Here is a 21,578-nt window from a genome sequence, read left to right on the forward strand (position 1 = left end):
GCTTTAATTTTATTAAACATTATGCACTGCTACAAGAAAAGGTAAATCTGAGGATTTGTTAACCTTCCGCCTAGTATTGTAAAAACTGAGTATGATAATTTGAGCACGTACGAACCAGTTATCGTGTAAAAAGATGTATGTATTAAGAAATTAAAGTTAAGGATCTGATATTCATATCAGATCCTTTTTCTATCGTTCTTTTAAGAGCGACTGAGCCAAAATATTGGAATGAATATAGAAATAAAACAGCCAAAGGAATAGTAAAACGAATCAGGGAGTCTACTCGTACGCTTCATTGGGATTATCCAGAAATAGTTGTTGATGAAAATAAGAAAGAACTGGTCTTACTCTCAAGCAAGGATTTAATATGAATGAATTGGATAAAAGGAAATAATAAAAAACACTGCGCCTGGCAGTGTTTTTTATTATTTCTGCACATAAATACATAGTCATATTGATTAAAGTTTCACTTTATTGAAGAAAAATGCGAAAGCCATTCATAAAATATGGAAATGTTAAAATCCCTTTGATAAAATAGCAATATGTAAAAAAATTATTTGTTAATTCTTAATGTAATGAATATTCATGTTTAAATATACGGATTTAACTACATAGTTATTGTGCTAAAGGGGGAGAAAGATGTTAGATGAATTGTATAATGCTTTTTTAAATGCGTCTGGTTTTACAGAAAGTGCGAGGAAACGAGATCGGTATGATGATTTACATGATTATTTAAAAGATAAAGAAAGAGAGTTAAAGCAATTCATTCAAGAGGCTGAATCAGCGAAGAAAGAGTATGAGAGTAAAAGTAATGGCTTAGAAGCTAATAAAATTCCGGCAGTTGAATTTGAACAAAAACGTCATGAAAAGGATGAAGACTTACATACAGTATTATCCTATTTTAAAAGTGCATTAAGCGATATTGGATCTGCAAAAAGTACAGCTTATGCAAAGTATTTGGAATATAAAGCGAAAGCAGAATCGGAGAAAGCGTCAGCATACGCTGCAGCGACCAAGGCTTTTGAAGAAAAGAAAAAGGAATTTGAAAACTTTATCCATTAAGCATACAAAGAATGGAGGGAACCAACATGAGTGGTAAAGAGGTTGAAATTATAGGAAGTAACACTGCAAGTGCCATTTCTTACGCACAAAACATTGAAAATGGTATGAAGGATTCTTTAAACCAAGCGAAAGACTTAAAAGCATATGTCACAGGTGCGAAATGGAATGGAAAAACGCGAGATGCTTTTTTAAGTTACCTTGATTTGATCATTCAATATAATTCAGAAATGGTAGAGGCATTTGAAGGGCATACGAAAGCTTTGAAAGAGTTAGATAAAAGCATTCAAACGTACGGAGATAAATCGGAAGTAAGGGCGATAAAACAATTGTGATGGAGAAACGAGGGATAAAAGAATGGGGAAAGAAATGAGTTTTGCACCTGCTGAATTATATGTTCTCGCAGGTGCAGCTGGGGTTACCGATATATTTGGATTGCCAAACCGTGACGCAATTATTTTACTTGATGCAGAATGTGTCACGAAAGCAACTACGAGTTTAAAAGAAAAAGGCCTACTTACAAGTGAAAATGGAATTACCCCTGCAGCTTTTCAAATAATTGAACTATTAAAGGAATATGAAAATTGTCATGAATACACGAGAATGAATAATGTATTAATTGGCTTTTTAAAAGAGGATAAAGACCGAGTGGCTGTATTAACAGAAATAGAACCAAATAAAAAATACGAGATCGACTACATACCAAAACCGGACGTATATTTTTCATTATTAACACGCATACCCTTCTTATTGAGAGAACCGAGAGAAATAGAAGATACATTTTTCTCAAAGAGAATGACAGAGGCAGAACAACAAACATTTGAGGAAAAAGATTTATCAAATAAAGACGTTATAGCGATAGAAACGTATACGAGGCCTCGAAGTAATAGAGGAGGAAAATGGGAATGTTTCTTATATTTCACTGAAGGAGAAGATTTCGTTCAAATAGATGTAGATCGTAATCGATATGACTGGGTGAGCCTCTATGCGGTTAATAAGAAATTGTATGACGTGTTAAAAATGCCATATAAAAAGTTAATTGACCCGAGACAATTCTCGTTAGGAGGTATTCAATAATGCAAGTATCAATGGGAGATAGTGGTTCTGGTGGTGGAGAAGAAGTATTAGTTAATTTTCAAGAACTACTAGATATAGTAATGAAGTTAGAAAATATATATAAAATCCATGTAGACGTCATTGGAACGAATATTGAGAGTTTATTAAGCTGTGATTTTTATCAAAAAGGTGAAGCGATGAGAGTAATTGAAAAATATCCTGATATATTACACAAAACACTAGAATTGGCTGAACACTATTCTAGGTCAGCGACAGTTGTAGGGAATGTATGTGTAGAAATGCTTGAAAAGGACGAACAATTACGTGAAATATTAAGTAAGTTGTAGAAATCACCATACGGCTGGGGGGATGAAAACGAGATGGATGTGAAATATAGACCTGAACCATGGCAAAACATGGGAGATGGTATGAATCGAATTACAAAAGATGCACTCATGAAATTACGGGAAGCAAATGAATCATTAAAAAGAATTGATGGAAGAATACGAGATTTAGACTCGGATGGTAGTATCCATTTTAATCCTAAAGATCAATCGCAAAAAATCGGGGAATTACTTGATAGTTATACGACATTACAAAAATATTGCGGAGAAGCAGGGCGATTAGTCTCTGAACATATAGATAAACCTTTTTTAGTAGAAATGGATAAATTCGCTCAAAAAGTGAGAGATACATCTATTCTCAGTTTTGAAACAAATAACCGAATTGGCTCCACAACAACGACAGTATTACCAGGTGCGCATGCAGGCTACGGAAGTGTACCACAAACAATACAGAAGAAGAAAGATAAAATAACAGTAGAAGATATTTTTAAAGATTCACCTGCATTTGATAACGTACTGAGAGGGGAGTACAAAGAACTAAAAAAACAAAATCCAGATGCAAAATTAAATTATGAAGAATACAAGAAAGTAGTCCCATCCACACGAGGATTTGAATACAAATCGATAGAAGATGAACAGAAAAAACTAGAAATGGTGCGAGACATAGGAATAGGCGTAGGAATCATCATCACAACAATCCTTTGTCCACCACTCGGGGCCGCTGCCGCAGTAGTATACGGAGGTGTACAAATAAAAAGCGGTATCGACGGAGAAGACTGGGGAACACATAGGAAATTGAGCCAAGAAGAGCGGGTAGGAAACATCATTTTTGGCGGATTAGATGCAATCCCAGTTGTTGGAGCAGTAGGAAAAGGAGTAAAAGCATTCAAAGGGACGAGTGAATTAGCTGATTTAGCGAAATTATTAAAATTCAAAGAAGGAATGCCTGGTTTTAATCCAAATTTGGGTAAAAATGTGGTACAATCGCTTAAGGAAAATAAGACTTTAAAAAATGCACTAGATGCTATGAAAAATACTCCTATTCCAGTAGCAGTTAGGATGGTGGATACTGGAATAGGAATGAGGCTTCCTTATATAGAATCTTCAACTGTTGGAGAAGTAGCTGGAAAGTTTTCAAAAGCAAGTACGGCAGCTAAGGATGACGCTTATCAACTTGCTAAGGGTAGTGGTGGTTCAGGAGTTAGTAAGGAAGGTAGTGTGGCTAAGGGTACGGGTAAAGAATATAAAAACTATAAGGATGTAGAATATACTGGAACAACTAAAGTTAATGGAGAAGTAAGGGATATTAGCAGACGGGTTTTTCAAAGGTTAGATATTGATTATATGAGAATTGACCCTAAAACTGGTATGACAAATCTCCAATTGATGAAAAAAGGAAGAGCACCAATTTGGCAAGATGGGACTGCTATAGAACTTCATCATTTAATTCAAAGAGAGCCCGGATCAATGGTGGAGCTCCCGGGTAGTATGCATAAGGAATATTATAAAATATTGCATGGCTTAGTGGAGAATGGTGGAAGCTTTAGAAACGACCCTGTGTTAAAAAAGCAATATGAAAATTTTAGGTCGAAATATTGGAGATGGAGAGCTAAACAAATAGATAAAGCTGAATTATAAAAGGAGGAATTTTGAATGAATAAAGAGGAATTAACCAATTTTATTAAGATAAATATGGAATCAGATGACTTTACTGGTGGAGTAGATAAAAAACAAGTTGATTATGTTCAAGATACCCTACAGTTAAAATTGCCAGAAAGTTATAAGTGGTTTTTAACTAATTATGGCTCTGGTGGGTTATTTGGTGTTGATATTTTAGGGGTGGCTAAGTCTAATATAGCTTCTGTTGTTATTGAAACAGAGAGTTATAGGGATTTAGGAATGAGTGAGAATTTAGTAGTTATTGAAGATATTGGGGAATATGCTTATTGTCTAGACACTAGTAATATGGAAAACAATGAGTGCCCAGTAATAGCATGGGATAGACAAGGTGGACTTGATGACTACAATACAGCAAAGAATTTTTATGAGTTTTTATCACAAAGGTTATTGGATGCAAAAGAAGCATGGGAAGAAGAGTTTTAATATAGATAAATGACCTTGTTTAGCTTAAAGCTGAATAAGGTCATTTTTATTATAAGAAGATTAATTGTTTATGATGAATAGAAGTTATAAGTATTATTTGTATATTTTTTGTTTTATATATGATTATATTTAAATTTTAATACGTAGGTAGACAAGAAAAGAGAATGAAAACGAATTTGTTTTTGATGTGGATAGAAAAAATATATGGTGTTTGAAAGTAAGTACTCCATGATGGTTGTACCATCATGGAGTACTGTGTGCAATGATAGAATAGAAAACGAAGTATGAGCTTAGGCGAGATGACATTTTACTGGATGATGAATATTAAGGTATGGAATGGACATAAAACTAACGAATTCGTACAAACTCGTAAGTTTTAATGTAGTAGTTGTCATAACATGTAAATGGTGCCATGCTATTACTATAAAATTTACAAATTTATGCTACTTAAAAACATATGAACTTAAAGCACTTGATTGTCAACTAAAGGAACGAGTGCTTTTTTAATAGATAGACATGCTATAAATTTTTAGAAATTATTTTTTATGAATTCAGGCTAATGAAAATTACTATTATTATATAATTGAAAATATATTAGCCAAAGGTGTGGACTGACCACGAATAATAAAGTTGTTTAAAAAATCGTACAGAATTGAAATTTAATACCATCTTTTGAGTTTCTCGTATAATAAAAGGAATAATGTTTCGATATCTGTGGTTAGTTAATAAAAGGGAATGAGGTTTTGGGAGTGAAAATACCGCCACATATTACAGGTTTGAAAGCAATACATTTAAATTCCCATAATGAAAATGAAACAAAGAGAATATTTTATGATGTATTGAGGACATGTAAATTCAAAATAGTAGAATGGATACAACCACACTATCCCAAAAATTTTTTTGAAGTGATAGTGATAATAGACGATAAGGAATTTATTATTTTATTGCATGAGTTTTATCCTTTCTTAGCTTTTGCGGATAAAAATGTAGAAGGAAAAATTATTTTTAGTTTTATTGATATGCCCATATTAGAAAGTGAATTTGAAGCGTACTATCAAGTTTTGTCGAAAGCTTATTTAGAAAAGCCTTTTATACCTAGGGAACACAACTTAACAGAAGAAGAATTAAAAGATGCTAAATATTGGCGACCAGAAAATATCGGTGAAGTAATTTTTAATGTTTGGGATTGAATATTAAAGGGGTGATTATTAATTATTAGCTATCCAGAAATTAAACACTTTTATTATGTCAATAACGTATTGAAATTCCCTTTTTTTGACGGAATCAAATTCCCTTTTATTAGCGATTTAATGTTGTTGGCTGTATTCCAGCTTTTTGCTTCTCACGAAGCCTATATGAATCTCCCTTGATATTAAATGTTGTTGCGTGATGTAAGAGTCGATCTAAAATAGCTATTGCTAATACTTCATCTCCAAAAATCTTTCCCCACTCTATAAAAGATTTATTTGACGTTACAATGAGTGCTCCCCCTTTTTCATATCGCTTTGAAATGATTTGAAAGAAGATATTGGCACTTAATTCATCAAAGGGAAAATAGCCTAGTTCGTCAATGATAAGAAGATCAGGACGACTCCAACGTTTGATTACTCGATTCAATAGTCCCTTGGTATGAGCCTTCTTACACTCATTAATAAAATCATCAGCTCTCAAAAAAAGTGCTGTATAACCTTTCATGATAGCTTCGCTAGAAAATGCAATTGATAAATGTGTTTTCCCTACTCCTGGAGGTCCTAAGAGTAGGACATTTTCCCCATTATTAATAAAACGGCATGTTAATACTTCTTTCACTCGCTTTTCGCTAATACTAGGTTGAAAAGTAAAGTCAAATTCATGAATTGTTTTATGAAACGGAAGTTTCGCGTGTTGTATTCGTTTCTGTAAAGCTGATGCTTCTCTTTTTTCAATTTCATGCAAAAGTAGGGTGTTTAGAAATTCAGAATATGGTACATTATGTTTAGATGCATCTTCTAAAAGACCATCAATTTGGTCGGCGGTATGATGCCATCCAACTTTGATTAAGCGTTCAATTATAAGCTGAGTGGTCATACAGAATCACTCCCTTCTAATTGTTCATACACTTGAAGAGAACGTTGTTCTACTTCGAGCTCATCGGGTTGAATGTGACGGGTCGCCAAACCTTTTGTTGTCGCATTCAGCCCTTTATAATGTTCAAGGCTTACATGTGTTTCAGTCTTACCTGTAAGAATTGGATGTATTGCGACGCACTCTAATTCATCATATATTTCAAGATGATGATCAAGTGTCTCTTTTATCTTCACTTGTTTGCCCACGAATCGAAACGGTACAGAGTAACGTTTTCCTTGATAAGAGATAAAACAATCCTTACTAACCTCTCGTATTTCCCATTTTGTAATTGGAAAGGCTGGTTTTGTATTAGACTTTCCTAGATACTTTTCCTCGACTTGATATCTTGCGATTGGAGCTTCTTTTGTTGTTCCATTTGGTTTACGATTTGCCGTTTTATTTAGCCAATCCCTGACGTCATCATTTAATGATTCTAAAGTAAATGTATGCTTACGCTGCATAAAATTCTTTTTAAGATACCCTACTACATTTTCTACTTTTCCTTTTGTTTGTGGACGATATGGCTTACACGCCTTCGGCACAATCCCATAATAGGATAGAAAATCTTCGAACCTTCGATTAAATCTAATCTCTACTGGTGTATGTTTAATTACAACAGTTTTCATATTGTCATAAAGGATTTGTTCAGGAACCCCATTAAAATAAGCAAATGCATTCATATGGCATTTCATTAAAGTTTCTAAATCCATACTTGTAGTAAATTCAACATATTTCATTCTGGAGTACCCTAATACCATTACAAACGCGTATACATCTTGTTCTTTTTCGTTAACTTTTATGTTCCCTATGTATCCCCAATCCATTTGAGCCTGTTTACCAGGTGGTGTTTCAAACCGTAAGGTTGCTTGTTTTTTAGGGGTTTGTCGATGAGGTCTGACAAAATCGCGCAAAATGGTAGCCTTCCCTGGGTATCCCATTGATACAATTTCGTCGTATAACACTGCGCAATTTGTAGTACCTTCTTTAATCCTTTGAAGGAGGTATGGTTTATATGGATCTAGTTTACTTGGTTTTTTCTCTACTTTCTTTTTTGATGGTAATGCATCTTGCTGGATATATTTCCGAATAGTTTTTGGATCAAATCCTGTTTCTTCAGATATCGCTTTGATTGTCCATCCTTTTTGATACAATTCTCTGATCATAAAAAATTCCCCAATCTTGACCATAGCTTCTCCACTCCATCATTGTCGTTTTGAAACCATTGTCCGTTATTTTTGGGGAATTTGGAACCGTTGTTATAAAGGATTTTACCACCGTTACTAACAGATATGTCAATATGAAGTACGTCTGCGATTTCTTTGTATTGAAAACCAGAAAATTTCATTAACAATATGGTTCGATCTCGTTCATTCATATGACTAAGTACGTTTTGTACTTTTGTAATCTCTTCTTTTCTAATCCAATCATCATCTAATGATGAGATAGGTTGAACCTCATGGTGTTGTATCGTTTTATCTATTCTCGCCTGATGCCTTTTTTCGGATCGTAAATATTTATATGCAACATAAGTAGAAGATTTTATGAGCCAACCAGATACATTTTCAATTGTCTTCCAATCATTTCTATATAGCTGTAAAAATACTTCTGGTGCTAATTCTTCAGCAATAGGTTGTTTTTTCACAATCCATAGAATTTGTTTCACAACATAAACGTAATATTGCTTAAATAAATCTTCAAATGTCAGATCCGAGACAGGCTTTTCTTCCTTTTTTATCTTTAACATGTCAGTTAAAACCTCACTCTCATTTGATGCCTGTATTATAAAGAACCCAGAAAGACGAGTTTTGTGACAAAAATGTTTTATTTTTTTATTATGTACGAAAAAAAGCATTCATCTTTCAAGTAGATGAATGCAAAAATTAGAATCATTTTGAGTTTTTCTTCCTATCCTTATCAAAAGATATATGAATTCAAAACAAAAGTAATTTATCCTATTTTCTTTTAAAACCGTAAAAGGAGGTATCCTCTGGAGATAAAAATAGTATTTGAAATTTAATGTGTTTTTTATAAGTGGCCCCAAAAAGAAGGAATCGTTGCCGTTCCCCAAAAAGGGCTAAAAACAACGTGATGATTTTTTATTTTTAAAAATATTCATAATTATAATGCCGTTTTTAACCTATCCAATTATTCTATTGTATTCTTCTTGGATGGTTTGTAGTTGTAGACTTAAACACTTTGCAAGTGATGCCATTTTGGGCTCTTGTTCCAACGTGAGTAACAATTGAGATACTTCTATCAACATTTGATGGACCTCATATGCTTCTTCTGTAGGCACATGCCCACATGCCCAGAAATATAACGAAGGATAAGCATAGACTCAATTATCCTCATTTTCTGATCGATTTCTTGTAATAATTGATTAGAACCACTAGACAATGATTTGTTCAATATACCAATCCTCTCCTATATTTTTTACGGGAAGAAGACAGTTATACAATAGATTCTTTTTGTACAAGTTAAAAGAAAAATGATTTTTTGTATTCTATACCAATTATAATACTTACACAAAGACATTTGTGATTTTTATTTTAAAAAAAGCCAAATGTATATACAGTTCGAATTTTTTCATTGAATTTGTTCTGTTTGGGTTTCTACCTGAACTAGTTTTTTATTTGATTCAAATGAATTGACCCATGTTAACTAGGTTAACCTAAGTTGTATCAAAGTTTTTTAAGTATTCAGGTTAACTTTAAAGGAGATTTGTATGGGGAGGAATGCAATTGAAAATGAACAACAACAGAACCGTTTTGATCATGTTGATACAACCAATCTATATGAAACGAATGGTTTTGTGTACCAACTGTATACGAACTCACTTGAAACAAACTCTTCAGATTGACTAGTAAACGTTTTTAATTTATGCGGAGTAGGAAAAGCATGTGAACGAATTAAAACGAGTACACAACCCTATAAGAACCTTTAAAATAATTGAAGGTGTTTTTCTAATAAAAGAGCATTGTATTTTTAATATAATTCCCGTAAAGTAAGCGCATACCATACAAAATATACAACTAGGAGTGTGATACACAATGAAACCCATTTTCAAAACAAGTATAGCTCTAACACTTTTTTCTCTTTCTCTTATAGGGTGTCAGTCACCACAAACACAGCCGAAACAACCATTTTCACTAACCGAACAACAAGTGATGGCAGATGCTTGGTATCAAACCGCTGGAGAAGTCAAAGCGCTCTATCATCAAGGATATAATATCGGAAAGATGAAATTAGACGCAGCACTTGCCAAAGGTACCGAGAAAAAGGCTGCCATCGTTTTAGATTTAGATGAAACTGTCGTGGATAATAGTCCGTATCAAGCCATGACAGTAAAAGAGAAGAAAGGATTTCCTTATAAATGGGAGGATTGGATTCAACAAGCGAAAGCAGAAGATCTTCCTGGTGCCGTTTCCTTTTTACAATATGCAAATAAAAAAGGTGTGGCGATCTACTACATTTCAAATCGCAAACAAAGTCAATTAGATGCTACCTTACAAAATTTACAGAATCTGAATATCCCGCAAGCTGATAAGGAGCATGTCTTATTGCAGGGAAAAGAAGAAAAAGGGAAGGAAGAACGCAGAAAGAAAGTTGCGACAGAACATGATATTATTCTATTCTTTGGAGATAATTTATCTGATTTTACAGGATTTGATGAGAAATCTGTACAAGATAGAAATCAATCAGTTGAAGCGATACACGAAGCATTTGGAGAAAAATTTATTGTGTTCCCGAATCCGATGTATGGGGATTGGGAATCCGCTTTATATCAATACGATTTCAAAAGGTCAGATACTGAAAAAGATAAGCTCCGTAAAGATGCATTGCATGTATTTGAAGATGCGAAATAATAAACGTATTGAGACAAATGGATATATGTTTGCTATTATATTCTATAAGCTGTGGTAAGCTGTCATTTGGAAGATTGGGCGCATTCGCTCAATCTTTTTTCCTATTTTTTATGATCCCATGATTAAATTGCAACATATGGCGAATACATACTACCTATCAAGGGGATTTCCTTGACGATAAAATGTTGATGCATCAACGATATAGGGCTTTTATCCCAATCTTTATGTTTTAAACAAACGTTTAATTCGACATCTTTCGTACAAATCCCACACGGATTCGCTACAATTCGTCAATATTTGTATGCATTTTTTGAGAAAGGAATTCTCTTATGTATAAATCTAATTTCGTTGCTTTCTTACTATTCGTAATCTCTTTTTCTTGTTACATCATCTATGTAACCAAAAACCCACTCTATTTGAAGTGAACCCGAATAGTGGTACATGAAAAAAACACCTCCTGAATTCGCATACTAAGTATGCAAATTCATTGGAGGTGTTTTTCGTTTGAAGACAAGAGTTCATTACCCAGAAGAAACAAAGTGGAAAGTGATTGAAATGAAGAAAGACGGCTACTCAAATCGTACAATTATGGAGAAACTCGGAATTAAAAATGTTTCCCAAATTAAGACATGGATGAAATGGTATCGTACAGATCAAACGTATCGTTTTCAACAACCTGTAGGAAAACAATATTCTTATGGAAAAGGACCAAAAGAGCTCAGTGAATTAGAACAGATACGTTTAGAAAATAAACATCTAAAAACAAAATTACTTGTATGGGGAAAGTATCTGGAAATCGAAAGGGGCTGAAACCAGAAACTGTAGTTGCTTTATGGGAAAATGTAAAAACAAAAATAACGGTAAAAGAATTGTGTAACGTATTAGAATTACCCCGTTCCACATTTTATCGTTGGTTACAACGAACGGAAGATTTGAAAGATGGTATAGAAGAGAAAGTAAAGGACGTTTGTCTTAGGCATAAATTCCGGTATGGATATCGAAGAGTGACCGCTACTCTTCGAAAAATGGGACTGTGTGTCAATCATAAAAAAGTATTACGAATCATGAGACAAAATCACATTCTTTCAAAAGTACGTCGAAAGAAAAAGAAATATATCAATGGTACGGAGCCAATGGTATCCCCTCATCGATTGGAGCGCCAATTCGATGCATCCAGACCAAATGAAAAGTGGTTTACGGATGTGACGTATCTCTTATTTGGAGAGCGTACCTTGTATTTATCAACGATTATGGATGCCTTTAATCGTGAAATTATTAGTTGTGTCATCAGCGAATCACAAACACTGACATTAGCGATGAAGACATTAAAACAAGCAATGAGAGGGCGAAAAGTAAAAGATGTCCTTCTTCACTCAGATCAAGGAAGTATTTATACAGCAAAAGAATTTCAAGCGTATGCCAAAGAAAACGGCATGATCACCAGCATGTCCCGGAGAGGAAATTGCCATGATAATGCCGTCATGGAAAGCTTCTTTGGTCATTTAAAAAGTGAAGCCTTCTATTCACAAGAGATAACAAAAGTATCCAACACAACTGTGCAAAAGATTGTGCTAGAATACATTCATTACTACAATTGTGTGCGAATTCAAGAAAAATTAAACCACCTATCCCCTAAAGAATTTAGGGAACAAGTGGTTTAGGTGTTTTGATTGGTGTCCCCTTTTCGGGGGTCACTTCAATTTGCATCCAGTCGTTTTATTATCTATTATGTTGATTACAATTGTAAGTGTCATTTTTTTTAGTGATTTCTATGATACAACTTATATGAAATATATACTTCTCATGGGATTGTTTCTGTATCTTATTCTTATATGTAGTACCATGCTAAACGTGATATAAGTGTGGGTACAACAACATAGTAACAAGTATATTTTATTTTAATTCCTTTCTATTAGCTCCCACAAGATAGATAAAAAATAAAAGCGATTCGGAAACTCATTTTTGTAAGCTTCCTTCTTTGTCTATTGTATGTTTTTCTTTTCATTCTCAAAATTTATAATAAGACAAAAAAGAAAAAACGCAATCTTTATGAAAGCGTCTCTTCTTTATATATAAACTTACAAACAACGGAAAGGAATTTACATCCACTTGTATCTTAGCACACATCCTCATCGACGAATATTGAGAAATTTCTACATGGTCATCTCCCTGTCAAGTAGACAGTAATAAAAAGAGTATTATGCCACGGCCTTTTCCCGATATTCTATCGGGGAAAGGCCGTGAAGTTTTTCTTGGAATCTTTCTGTATTATAAAACTGAATATATTCTTGAATTGCTCGGTAGGCCATTTCATATGTTTTTGGGCGCACTAAATACAACTTCTCTGTTTTTAAATGTGAGAAGAATGATTCGATACACGCATTATCAAAACAGTTTCCACGTCTAGAATGACTACCGACAAATCCTAATTTCTCTAACTGTTTTGCGTAGGATTTAGATGTATATTGAAACCCTTGATCTGAATGGAAAAGGGGCTTAGTAGTTAATGACTTCCCTTCTAATTGACGTAATGTAGTTAAAACCAAATCTAAATCATTTCTTGAAGATAGCTTCCAGGCAACAATTTCATTGTTGTATAGATCTAACACAGCTGACAAATAGGCAAATTGTTCTCCGATTCGTACATAAGTAATATCTGTTACGAATTTTTGGTTTTGCTTTTCAGCTTGAAACTCTCGATTCAAATGATTTTTAAATACCACAGATGTTTTTCTTCCATAAAACGGACGTTTTTTTCGAATGATAGATTGAATACCCAGCTCTCTCATAAGACGACGAACACGTTTATGATTCATTACCATTCCTTCTCGAGCCAAAGCACGAGTCATACGTTTATACCCATAGTAAGGGTGCTGACGATGAATAGATAAAATATGTTCTTTATGCCACCTATCCCTTTTCTGACGTAAACGCTGCACGTTATGATATTTCCGCCATTTATAGTAGCCAGCCTTAGAAACTTCCGCGATTTGAAGCAACCATCGGAGTGGATAGGCTTGGCGTAATGAATCGATAAGAGAAAATCGTTCTTTCTTTAGGACCATTCCTTCCCATGTAGATTTGGATTGCGCTTTTTTAAATACTCAACCTGTGCCTTCAAATAAGCATTTTCTTCTTCTAGACTATTAAAATTCTTTCGATTCCAGACACCACGTTGATCATCAAAGGACTCCCCCTGTTGCGCACGTTTTACCCACTCAATAATCTGGGCATCGCTCTTCACACCGAGTTGTTCACGAATTTCTCGCAATGATTTTCTCTCTTCTAATCGAAGACGAACTGCTTCTCGCTTTAGTTCTTCTGTATATTTTTGAAATGATTGTCCTTTTCTTGCCATAAAAAAATCCCCTCCAGATAAAACAGTATTGAGTCCATCATATCAGATGGACTCTTTTTTTACTGTCTACCTATAGGGGGTAATACCATATACCTCCAACTCCGTTTTTATGGGCTAATTTGCTCCTATGGCACATAGGAGTGCTCTTTTATCAGGCCCTTTCTCTCTGGAGTAAAACAGCCAAAATACAACAGATTATTTACATTGGCAAGGCGACTTCATATTATTTGAAGGTTGCCCGCACTGACAATTCGCGTTATTCGCAGATACGTTTGTCTGTGCTCCTAGAGAAGAGTCCGTTGCCATTATAGATGCTCCTGGTTGTGCGAGTGGAGTAGCAACCCCAATGGTATTTATTACTGTATCTCCACCTGAAACACTATGTGGTGTGATTTCTTCATATATCATTTCTTGTACTTCTACCCAATCTACCGTAAACTCTGCACCCTCTGATTGAATAATCAAATCCACTTGGCTCGTATTCGCATCTGGATAGAAATAGAATTCTTGGGTCATAAAAGTAGGTTGGGTGAAGAATAACATATGTCTTTGATTTCCTGGTGGCACAATGGAAATCGTTCCTTGTCCTTTGGCACGAACGCGAACACGATACTCTGTGTTGCCGCCCTCACTTGGTAAGGTAATGATTTGAGTAACTGTGCTATCCCAATTCGATAATGTCAAGACAGGTTTCCGATTACTGTCTTGTGGGAAACTCACTGTACCGGCTATATTCCAGTTTTGTGCTTGTTGAAGAAACAAACCATTTTGAACAATATTCCGTGCTTGTAGTTGATTCCAAGCGCGAAGAGCGGCTTGATAGATTGCTGCTTTTTGTTGTGCATATCGATCTTGCATTGGTATACCTGGCATAGATCCTTCTTGAGGAGCACTGTTTTGAAGTGCTGTTAAGTTCTCTATATCGGTATAACTTACGTTTGGTCCGATCGTTCCGCTCCAATTGGATGAATCGTACATGGCATTTAATTGATTTGTAGCCTGCTGTAAACCCGCAGTGATTTGTGCCTGTTGCGCCAAATAGGGTTGTAGCCATTGTTCCTCTTGGTTTTGTGCTTTTCTTATTTCTGCCGCAGTTAGTGGGCGTCCCTCTGTCAAGGAAACTTGACTTATTTTTGCGAATCCATTCGACGGTACGGTAAAACCAACTGTAATGCCTATATTCGCTTCTGGATGTAATGCACCTACATCAATTGGATATTGAAAGAAGTTTGGACTACTGTTAACACCTTCTACAGAAGTTGGCAGAGACGTAGAATAGGCTACATTCACGACTTGATTGACTTCATTTCCATAGCGGGAAGCCATAATTTGTAGAGAATCCGCTTGTAAGACAAAAACGGATAGATAATAACGTGTATACGGTTTTAATACTGATTCCGGTACAGTCTGATAGGCATAAGATGGATATACAAGGGAAGAAGGAGGTAACACCAGTTGCTGCCCCGCGTATTGTGAGTCTCCTGATGAGATGAACACCTTGCGTCCAAGTTGCCACCCTTCACCTGTAAAACTCCCACTGCGCAATACATTTTGTGATTTACTCAGACGTTTTGCCTGATTCACTTGTGTATTTAATTCCCGTTTTTCTATTGCATAACTATTTGGTAGAGATTGAACTTGTTGATGCACATAATCAATCCAGTAATCGGTCACACCGGGAGCTAGTTGATTCGGATTATCGGTCGAAAAAAGACTTTGTGTCATCACACGTGTTTGTGCCAAATTGTTGAAAGGGAATTTAACAGCGGATGTTATTTGATCTGTATTTATCATCATATAATCACTCCTTTAGATCTTTAATAGGACATACTATTTCTTTGGCTCTACTAATTAATAATGGAACATATTAGTTTTGAGGTATATTCACTGTACCAGTAATCGTTCCTCGTGTAACGTAGTTTGAAGAATAGCTACCTATTTTTATTACGGTGAACGGCTGGTCTCCATAAGGTTTTAAAATATAATCCCCATTACTTATCGAATAATCCCCAGTTGCATCTTGCATTGGAACTGCCGAAGACCAATCATCTCCATTCATAGCAATAAAAGTTACATTGTTATCAAGGTTTGTTGCATTAATGCTAGCAGAAACCCCATTTTCACCAGAGCTAGCTGTCCAGATTGTTGGAAAATTATCTGGTCCTACCCCGGATTCATTCCAGTAAGCCCAAAGCGGACTTGTAATTGTATAATTTATAATATTATCGGATGACTGAGTAGGTTGACTAACAGGAACCAACTCAATCCGATCGATAAATACTTGTGTGTTTGTTTCCTGTGGCTGTAAGGTAAGTGCTACTACCACATTTCCTGAAGGTAAAGTAAGAGGATCACCAGATCCGCCACCTGCAGGCCATGAGATGTCTTGGACTACATAATTTCCTTGTTGTCCCGATACATATACTTGATTTGGGAAGTTTGCTTGTATATTGGCATTTGTAGTACTTTTAAATCCCCATCCACCACCTTGAATCTGGCCACCATTTGCTACTACACTTTGCGTTAAAGATGCAGTAGTTGTACCAGCGTTTGCATAACGTACACGAACTTTATATTTTCCCGCTGTTAAGTTTGTTGCTGTTATCAACAAAGTATTTCCCGGAGTAAGGTTTACAGCATTCGCACCATTCACCCATTCTCTTACCACTACAGGACGGTTCCCATTCGTAAGAAATCCCTTTTCTGCCGGAAACCCTTTTCCAACGATATTTAGTGTATCAGGATCGATTGTACCAAAAACATTGTTTGGACTTAGACCATAGGGAACGAAACTCGCCATTACTCCTAATTTCCCAGATGCTCCCGACACATTTGTTTGTGTAAAAGGGTATAGTGCATTTATTTTTTGATTCGGTAACGGAGTATTACAACTCGCTGCATATCCAGAACTTCCATTTACACAATAGCTTCCCGGTGTACACGTCGCAGCATTACAATAACCAGGTGTAGCACAACCTGCTAAGTCAGCATTTTCTGTCGATAAGCTTTCCGCATCTACATAACGAGTATTTTGAGTAATCGCATTAATTGTCTGGACAGGGGCAATCGCACGATGATCCCAGCTGGTGTTATTTCCCGGATCATTATCCCCGTAGCGGTACGTCTTATTATTTGTATAATCTAAATAAAGTCCATAGGGGTAACAAGCATTATTAGGGTTGTATGTTTTCGTTCGAATGTACTGTAATTCTCCTGGAAAATACGAGATATCATTCAGGTTGATGGGTTGATGTTGATAACCATTGCTATCAAAAATATTATGAATAGTCGTAGTCCCATTATTGATTTGATCCTGTCCAACCATATCTGAAAAAATAACACGTGTTTGTTCTAATTCTGTTTGAGAAGTATAATCATCAGGATACATGGAAGGCCATGTTGCAACCATATCTAAGCCGTTTAACAACATTCCTCGAATATATACATTGTAGGCATTGATCGAAGCTTTATCAGATCCTAATGAAGGCATCCCCGATTTAAAAGCATCAAACACTTTTTGTGTGTTGTCATGAATAGCTGTCCGCATGATTCCTTTTATTCTAACTAGATTTTGTTTTTGTGTAAGCCCATCACCTTGTGTTTGATCTGGGTACACTACATTAATCCATTTATTTGCAAACTGGATAAAAGATTGATACGTTGATAATTGTACAGTTGCTCCTATAACAAAGAAAGGTATCGCAAGCGTGTCAAAATTTCCAGTGACCATTTGACTTAGGGCGATAATAAAAGCGGAATTAGCCGCAACAAGTTCATTATAAACATTTACATAATCTGAAGGGCTTGGTTGTCTTGGTTGTCTGTTTTGATCTCCTTGTACGCCAGTAAACTGCGCATCGACTACGGTGTCCGCTGCCTCGCTCGCTAATGTAAAAATAGCATTCAAATACCCCTGCCAATTATTTTTATCCTGATTAGATAAGGCTTGATTCAACTGTTTTTGAATTTCTGCATCAATCAAATTAATCAATTGTTGAGTATCATCTTTACTACTGTGTGGCCACAACCAACCAATCACCATGCTGAGAATTGGTGCTGCAACAGCAACGCCAGGAATTTCAGCGCCTAAAACTGTTCCTAATATTCCTATACCAGCTTGTAAAACTGCTAGATAATTGAAGCTTCCCCCACTCGCTGCTGAGAATCCGTTCTGTAGAACCGTTGTTAATAATTTGTCACTACCTGTTTTTTGAAATTCCACCCATGCTTCTTTTAGGGAAGTAATAAGGTCCTCAAAATCACCAAATTGACTCCCTGCAGTGCCCCTTGGCGGGCTTACCAGTACATTATAAGGAATAATGGATTGTTCTTGTAATGAATTCATAAAATACCCCCCTATAAAAATGGATTTGATATAGCATACTCTCTTTTCGAGACGGTGAAGAAACTCAGAACTTTATATGTTTTATTGGTATTATAAACATATTTTTTTGTGTAAATGGAATTTTTTGGGTTGTTATCACCATTTTAAGATATACGTGAAATACTCTGTTTATTCCTGTTATTTTCTTTATATAAAAAACTACAATGTTTTCCGTAGTCTGACAAAATTGTTCAAAAAGTAAAAGTATGTGTATATGTGAGTCAAAAAAGGGAAATTTACATTCCAGACTTCTCTTTTTCGACGTAAAAGGAATTACATTATTTAAACATCAACCATATTATTTCGTACATAATCATAACCGAGGTTTATCTTATCTTTAAATTAGGATGTGTGCTCTGAACACCTGAATCAACAACTGCTACAAACCTCATTTTTTCCAATTGATTCGTTTGAGCCTTTAATGTAATTCCAATGGATTTGAATCCCCGTAAACACAGTACTCATAGGATTATAATCACTATGTGTAAACTGTGAATCGTGTCCATTGGCTTGAATGATTTCAATATTAGGTAAAACCTCAAAAACATTAATAATGGCTATCAAGCTTTTGCTTTTTACTTATGCCGTACGCTATCCACCTTTTTTCTGATGTTACATTAGACCATGATTCCATTCGGAAAGGAAGTGCAGTCAACATCTTCCTTTCCTTCTATGAGTGAGCCCTATACAGAGTTAGGAACGACAGAAAACCAAACGATTTTAGGTGTAGAACTGATTCCCCATTAAGAAAATGGCACAATGTTTTCTGTAGATACGTTAAAAACAGGAACCGTATTAATTTTAATAACGAGTAAACAGGTAGAGATACAACTTATTTCCTCATCAGGGAAGGTTTATAATAAACAAGATACATTAGTAACAAAGGGTCATAATATCTTTTTAAAGGGGTTTTCATTCATATGTTTCAACTAAAAAGTATGAAAGTGGGAGACTGGCAGATACGTATGAACACGGAAGGTAAAGATGCCTATTTAATGATGGTACGGTATCAACAATAAGCACCTTTCCATTTGAAAATACCCGCTAATAAAGCAAAATTAAAAATCCCATCTTTTGATAAAAAACTGTTGAAGCGGAGGTGGTCTCTATTATGATTCGCGTTGTTCATTGGACAGCTACACTGAGTTCATAATCTGATGGATTTCGACAAGTAGATACAAATATTTTATCTGCTACGTTACAGCATATAGAGCAATCGGATATATACAATCTTATAATTGATGTGAAAGGAATAAATAAAACAGGACACCCATATACATGTACAATTATACTTTCTATGTATATTGAAAAATAAAATATGTTTAGAATTCTACAAACAGAAAAAACGCTCTTATGAGCGCCCTTTTTCTGTTCGTTACTTTTATTCATTTTGAGGTGGTACAGTAAAACTGGAACACAGTATAGAGATAAATTATTCTATATAAGAGGTGTTTCAGATGAAAAAACAGTATGATGAAACATTTAAAAAACAATGTGTTGAATTGGTAATCAAAGAAGGGCGTACAATTTCCAGTATTCAAAGAGAATTTGATCTAGGACATGGGACTCTTAATTCATGGATAAAAAAATATTCTTCTCCACTTTTAGATAGTAAGGGAACTGATATGGCAGAACTACGTTCTTTACGAAGAGAAATCCAGGCATTAAAAAAGGAAAATGAATTTTTAAAAAAGGCGGCAACCTTCTTTGCCAAAAACCAAAACTAACACGTTTTCAGTTTATCAAACAATATCACCACATATTTGGAGTGCGCTGGCTTTGCTATCGATTACAAGTGTCTGCGAGTGGTTTTTACGACTATTTTCATCGTAAAGCCACTGAAGGTCAGAAACAACGTAAAAAGACAGCGGCTTATATTGTCATGCAATTTAAACGTTTAAAAGGTAGAATGGGGTATCGAAAACTGTACCGTTATCTTATAAATAGAGATGTTATGGTGAGCTTATCTCAAGTAAGACAAGCTTTATGTCGAGCTGGATTAAAGTCAAAAGTTGTCACGTATTATAAAAAAAGAAAGCAAGACCATTATACATTCCCAAATGTACTAGAGCGCTCCTTTAAACCTGGTAAGAAAGACGTTCCAACAGTTGTATGTGATATTACAGAATTTCGTTTAGTAAATGGATTGAAAGTGTATTTTTGTGCTGCATTAGACATTAGCACCCGGCGGGTGCTTGGTTACTCTTTGGATACTCACCAAGATGCGCAATTAGTAAAGGACACAATTCAGCAAGTTAAAAATGTTTATGGAAGTCACAAAAAGATTTTATTTCATAGTGATCAAGGATCCCAGTTTGCCAGTTATACAGTTACTGATTTTTGTAAGCAACAAAAGATTCAACAAAGTATGTCCCGCAAGGGGAACTGTTGGGATAACGCTGTGATCGAATCATTTTTTAGCATCTTTAAACGTGAATGTTTGCATGGAGAAAAACTGATTTCTCTCGCTCAAGTAACTCAGTTAGTAGCTGAATTTATTTATATGTATTACCATTCCATTCGTCCGCACTCATCATTAAATGGAATAACTCCGTATCAGTATTCAAAATCAATTGCATAATCTATTTCATGTTCCAGTTTTTCTTGACCAGGTCATAATGTGTAAATTAACATTTGAATTATATATTGCTTATAAGTTATCATTCATATAAACCCTATCTACTTATGAGAGTAAGTAGAATTGAAATTTCAGTAGAGGAAGGAGGTTTAATTGATGGAGGTTAGAATTAAAGAAGTGCGCAAAAAATTTGGTGATACACTACAAGGATTGGCTGAAAAAATCGATTATGACTACAGTAACCTTTCTAAAGTAGAGCGGGGAGTATATACTCCTTCTTTAGAATTACTTTCAAAAATTGCTGATGTTTATAAAATTGAGATAACAGATTTATTAATTGTATCTAATTTAAATAATATAAAAAAAATTTCTCTAGAGGATAACTTAGAAGCTAAAAATTACGCTCTTAGTTTAGATGGGGAAACAGTGAGTGAAGATGAATTAGATTTTCTTATACAAAGTATAAGAATTTTTCGACAGAAATTACAAAAATATAAAGACAATCTAGATTAGATTTTACTCATTGGAATCCAGGGAATTTTATTTATAACAATGCCTGTTATTATAAATTAGGTTAAGTGAAAATGTAAGTTCGTCATTTTGTTTTTGAAGCTTCTTTTGGTAATGTACGTGCGATTAAAACACGATTTGAATATTATTTAAATTATATGTAATTAGCAATAATTTTATTAGCAAATGCTGTGAAAACGAAGTGGTATCTTAA

21 protein-coding genes are annotated in these 21,578 nt (G+C 34.9%); 14 read left to right on the forward strand and 7 right to left on the reverse strand.

Features of this window, described 5'->3' with window-relative positions:
- The first annotated feature begins 639 nt into the window (after nt 1-639).
- From F3I02_RS15255 to F3I02_RS15285, 7 genes are all read left to right on the forward strand, one after another.
- Nucleotides 640-1,062 carry a hypothetical protein gene (locus tag F3I02_RS15255; protein WP_196478119.1) on the forward strand — a complete coding sequence of 141 codons (423 nt, stop codon included), beginning with the start codon at nt 640-642 and terminating at the stop codon, nt 1,060-1,062.
- Nucleotides 1,063-1,088: 26 nt separating this feature from the next.
- Nucleotides 1,089-1,394, forward strand: coding sequence for a WXG100 family type VII secretion target (locus tag F3I02_RS15260; protein ID WP_000014535.1), 306 nt, complete (start codon nt 1,089-1,091; stop codon nt 1,392-1,394).
- 22 nt (nt 1,395-1,416) lie between these two features.
- Nucleotides 1,417-2,136: a DUF5081 family protein gene (locus tag F3I02_RS15265; RefSeq protein WP_000514121.1), complete on the forward strand. Its 720-nt coding sequence runs from the start codon at nt 1,417-1,419 to the stop codon at nt 2,134-2,136.
- Nucleotides 2,136-2,462, forward strand: coding sequence for a hypothetical protein (locus tag F3I02_RS15270; RefSeq protein WP_001198201.1), 327 nt, complete (start codon nt 2,136-2,138; stop codon nt 2,460-2,462). Before F3I02_RS15265 ends, F3I02_RS15270 begins: the two co-directional genes overlap by 1 nt.
- A 33-nt stretch (nt 2,463-2,495) precedes the next feature.
- Nucleotides 2,496-4,097 carry an HNH/ENDO VII family nuclease gene (locus tag F3I02_RS15275; RefSeq protein ID WP_196478120.1) on the forward strand — a complete coding sequence of 534 codons (1,602 nt, stop codon included), beginning with the start codon at nt 2,496-2,498 and terminating at the stop codon, nt 4,095-4,097.
- Nucleotides 4,098-4,112: 15 nt separating this feature from the next.
- Nucleotides 4,113-4,562 carry an SMI1/KNR4 family protein gene (locus F3I02_RS15280; RefSeq protein ID WP_001030887.1) on the forward strand — a complete coding sequence of 150 codons (450 nt, stop codon included), beginning with the start codon at nt 4,113-4,115 and terminating at the stop codon, nt 4,560-4,562.
- A 749-nt stretch (nt 4,563-5,311) separates the two neighbouring features.
- Nucleotides 5,312-5,752, forward strand: a complete 441-nt coding sequence (locus tag F3I02_RS15285; protein WP_044584677.1) for a hypothetical protein — start codon at nt 5,312-5,314, stop codon at nt 5,750-5,752.
- A 109-nt stretch (nt 5,753-5,861) separates the two neighbouring features.
- Here the strand turns inward: F3I02_RS15285 and istB are convergent, their stop codons facing one another.
- The 4 genes from istB to F3I02_RS34420 form a co-directional block, all read right to left on the reverse strand.
- Nucleotides 5,862-6,629, reverse strand: coding sequence for an IS21-like element helper ATPase IstB (gene istB, locus F3I02_RS15290; RefSeq protein ID WP_196477522.1), 768 nt, complete (start codon nt 6,627-6,629; stop codon nt 5,862-5,864).
- Nucleotides 6,626-7,855 carry an IS21 family transposase gene (istA, locus tag F3I02_RS15295; protein ID WP_196477521.1) on the reverse strand — a complete coding sequence of 410 codons (1,230 nt, stop codon included), beginning with the start codon at nt 7,853-7,855 and terminating at the stop codon, nt 6,626-6,628. The genes istB and istA overlap by 4 nt, the downstream gene beginning before the upstream one ends.
- Entirely contained in the window at nt 7,828-8,412 is a 585-nt protein-coding gene (locus F3I02_RS15300; RefSeq protein ID WP_230876756.1) for an RNA polymerase sigma factor SigX, read from the reverse strand. The genes istA and F3I02_RS15300 overlap by 28 nt, the downstream gene beginning before the upstream one ends.
- A gap of 393 nt (nt 8,413-8,805) precedes the next feature.
- Nucleotides 8,806-8,931 (reverse strand): hypothetical protein, encoded by a 126-nt coding sequence (locus tag F3I02_RS34420; protein ID WP_269061756.1) that lies wholly within the window; start codon nt 8,929-8,931, stop codon nt 8,806-8,808.
- A 462-nt stretch (nt 8,932-9,393) separates the two neighbouring features.
- Here F3I02_RS34420 and F3I02_RS34425 point away from each other — a divergent pair, with 462 nt between their 5' ends.
- The 3 genes from F3I02_RS34425 to F3I02_RS15315 all read left to right on the forward strand — a co-directional run bounded on the left by F3I02_RS34425 (nt 9,394) and on the right by F3I02_RS15315 (nt 12,195).
- Nucleotides 9,394-9,528, forward strand: a complete 135-nt coding sequence (locus F3I02_RS34425; RefSeq protein ID WP_269061755.1) for a hypothetical protein — start codon at nt 9,394-9,396, stop codon at nt 9,526-9,528.
- A gap of 190 nt (nt 9,529-9,718) precedes the next feature.
- Complete coding sequence (locus tag F3I02_RS15310) at nt 9,719-10,534, forward strand: 5'-nucleotidase, lipoprotein e(P4) family (RefSeq protein WP_196477520.1); 816 nt, start codon at nt 9,719-9,721, stop codon at nt 10,532-10,534.
- Between the two features lie 504 nt (nt 10,535-11,038).
- Nucleotides 11,039-12,195 (forward strand): IS3 family transposase gene (locus F3I02_RS15315; protein ID WP_196477871.1). Its coding sequence is split into 2 segments (ribosomal slippage): nt 11,039-11,291 and nt 11,291-12,195, totalling 1,158 coding nucleotides; the frame shifts between segments, so codons are not numbered across the junction.
- 537 nt (nt 12,196-12,732) lie between these two features.
- Here the strand turns inward: F3I02_RS15315 and F3I02_RS15320 are convergent.
- From F3I02_RS15320 to F3I02_RS15330, 3 genes are all read right to left on the reverse strand, one after another.
- A protein-coding gene (locus tag F3I02_RS15320; RefSeq protein WP_196477519.1) for an IS3-like element ISBth8 family transposase occupies nt 12,733-13,892 on the reverse strand; the annotation gives its coding sequence in 2 pieces (ribosomal slippage) (nt 12,733-13,634 and nt 13,634-13,892; 1,161 coding nt in all).
- A 195-nt stretch (nt 13,893-14,087) separates the two neighbouring features.
- Nucleotides 14,088-15,689 (reverse strand): hypothetical protein, encoded by a 1,602-nt coding sequence (locus F3I02_RS15325; protein ID WP_196477777.1) that lies wholly within the window; start codon nt 15,687-15,689, stop codon nt 14,088-14,090.
- 70 nt (nt 15,690-15,759) lie between these two features.
- A complete protein-coding gene (locus tag F3I02_RS15330) occupies nt 15,760-18,237 on the reverse strand; it encodes an insecticidal delta-endotoxin Cry8Ea1 family protein (RefSeq protein ID WP_196478121.1) in 2,478 nt (825 codons plus the stop codon).
- 663 nt (nt 18,238-18,900) lie between these two features.
- On the opposite strand from F3I02_RS15330, the gene F3I02_RS34430 reads away from it, so the two are divergent.
- From F3I02_RS34430 to F3I02_RS15345, 4 genes are all read left to right on the forward strand, one after another.
- Nucleotides 18,901-19,023 carry a hypothetical protein gene (locus tag F3I02_RS34430; RefSeq protein ID WP_269061754.1) on the forward strand — a complete coding sequence of 41 codons (123 nt, stop codon included), beginning with the start codon at nt 18,901-18,903 and terminating at the stop codon, nt 19,021-19,023.
- Between the two features lie 710 nt (nt 19,024-19,733).
- Nucleotides 19,734-20,003: a transposase gene (locus F3I02_RS15335; RefSeq protein ID WP_230876755.1), complete on the forward strand. Its 270-nt coding sequence runs from the start codon at nt 19,734-19,736 to the stop codon at nt 20,001-20,003.
- Complete coding sequence (locus F3I02_RS15340) at nt 19,958-20,857, forward strand: IS3 family transposase (RefSeq protein WP_196477652.1); 900 nt, start codon at nt 19,958-19,960, stop codon at nt 20,855-20,857. The genes F3I02_RS15335 and F3I02_RS15340 overlap by 46 nt, the downstream gene beginning before the upstream one ends.
- 153 nt (nt 20,858-21,010) lie before the next feature.
- Nucleotides 21,011-21,367, forward strand: a complete 357-nt coding sequence (locus tag F3I02_RS15345; protein ID WP_078401364.1) for a helix-turn-helix domain-containing protein — start codon at nt 21,011-21,013, stop codon at nt 21,365-21,367.
- The last annotated feature ends 211 nt before the right edge of the window (nt 21,368-21,578 follow it).

Source organism: Bacillus sp. SRB3LM, from assembly GCF_015712745.1.
Taxonomy (GTDB): domain Bacteria; phylum Bacillota; class Bacilli; order Bacillales; family Bacillaceae_G; genus Bacillus_A; species Bacillus_A thuringiensis_K.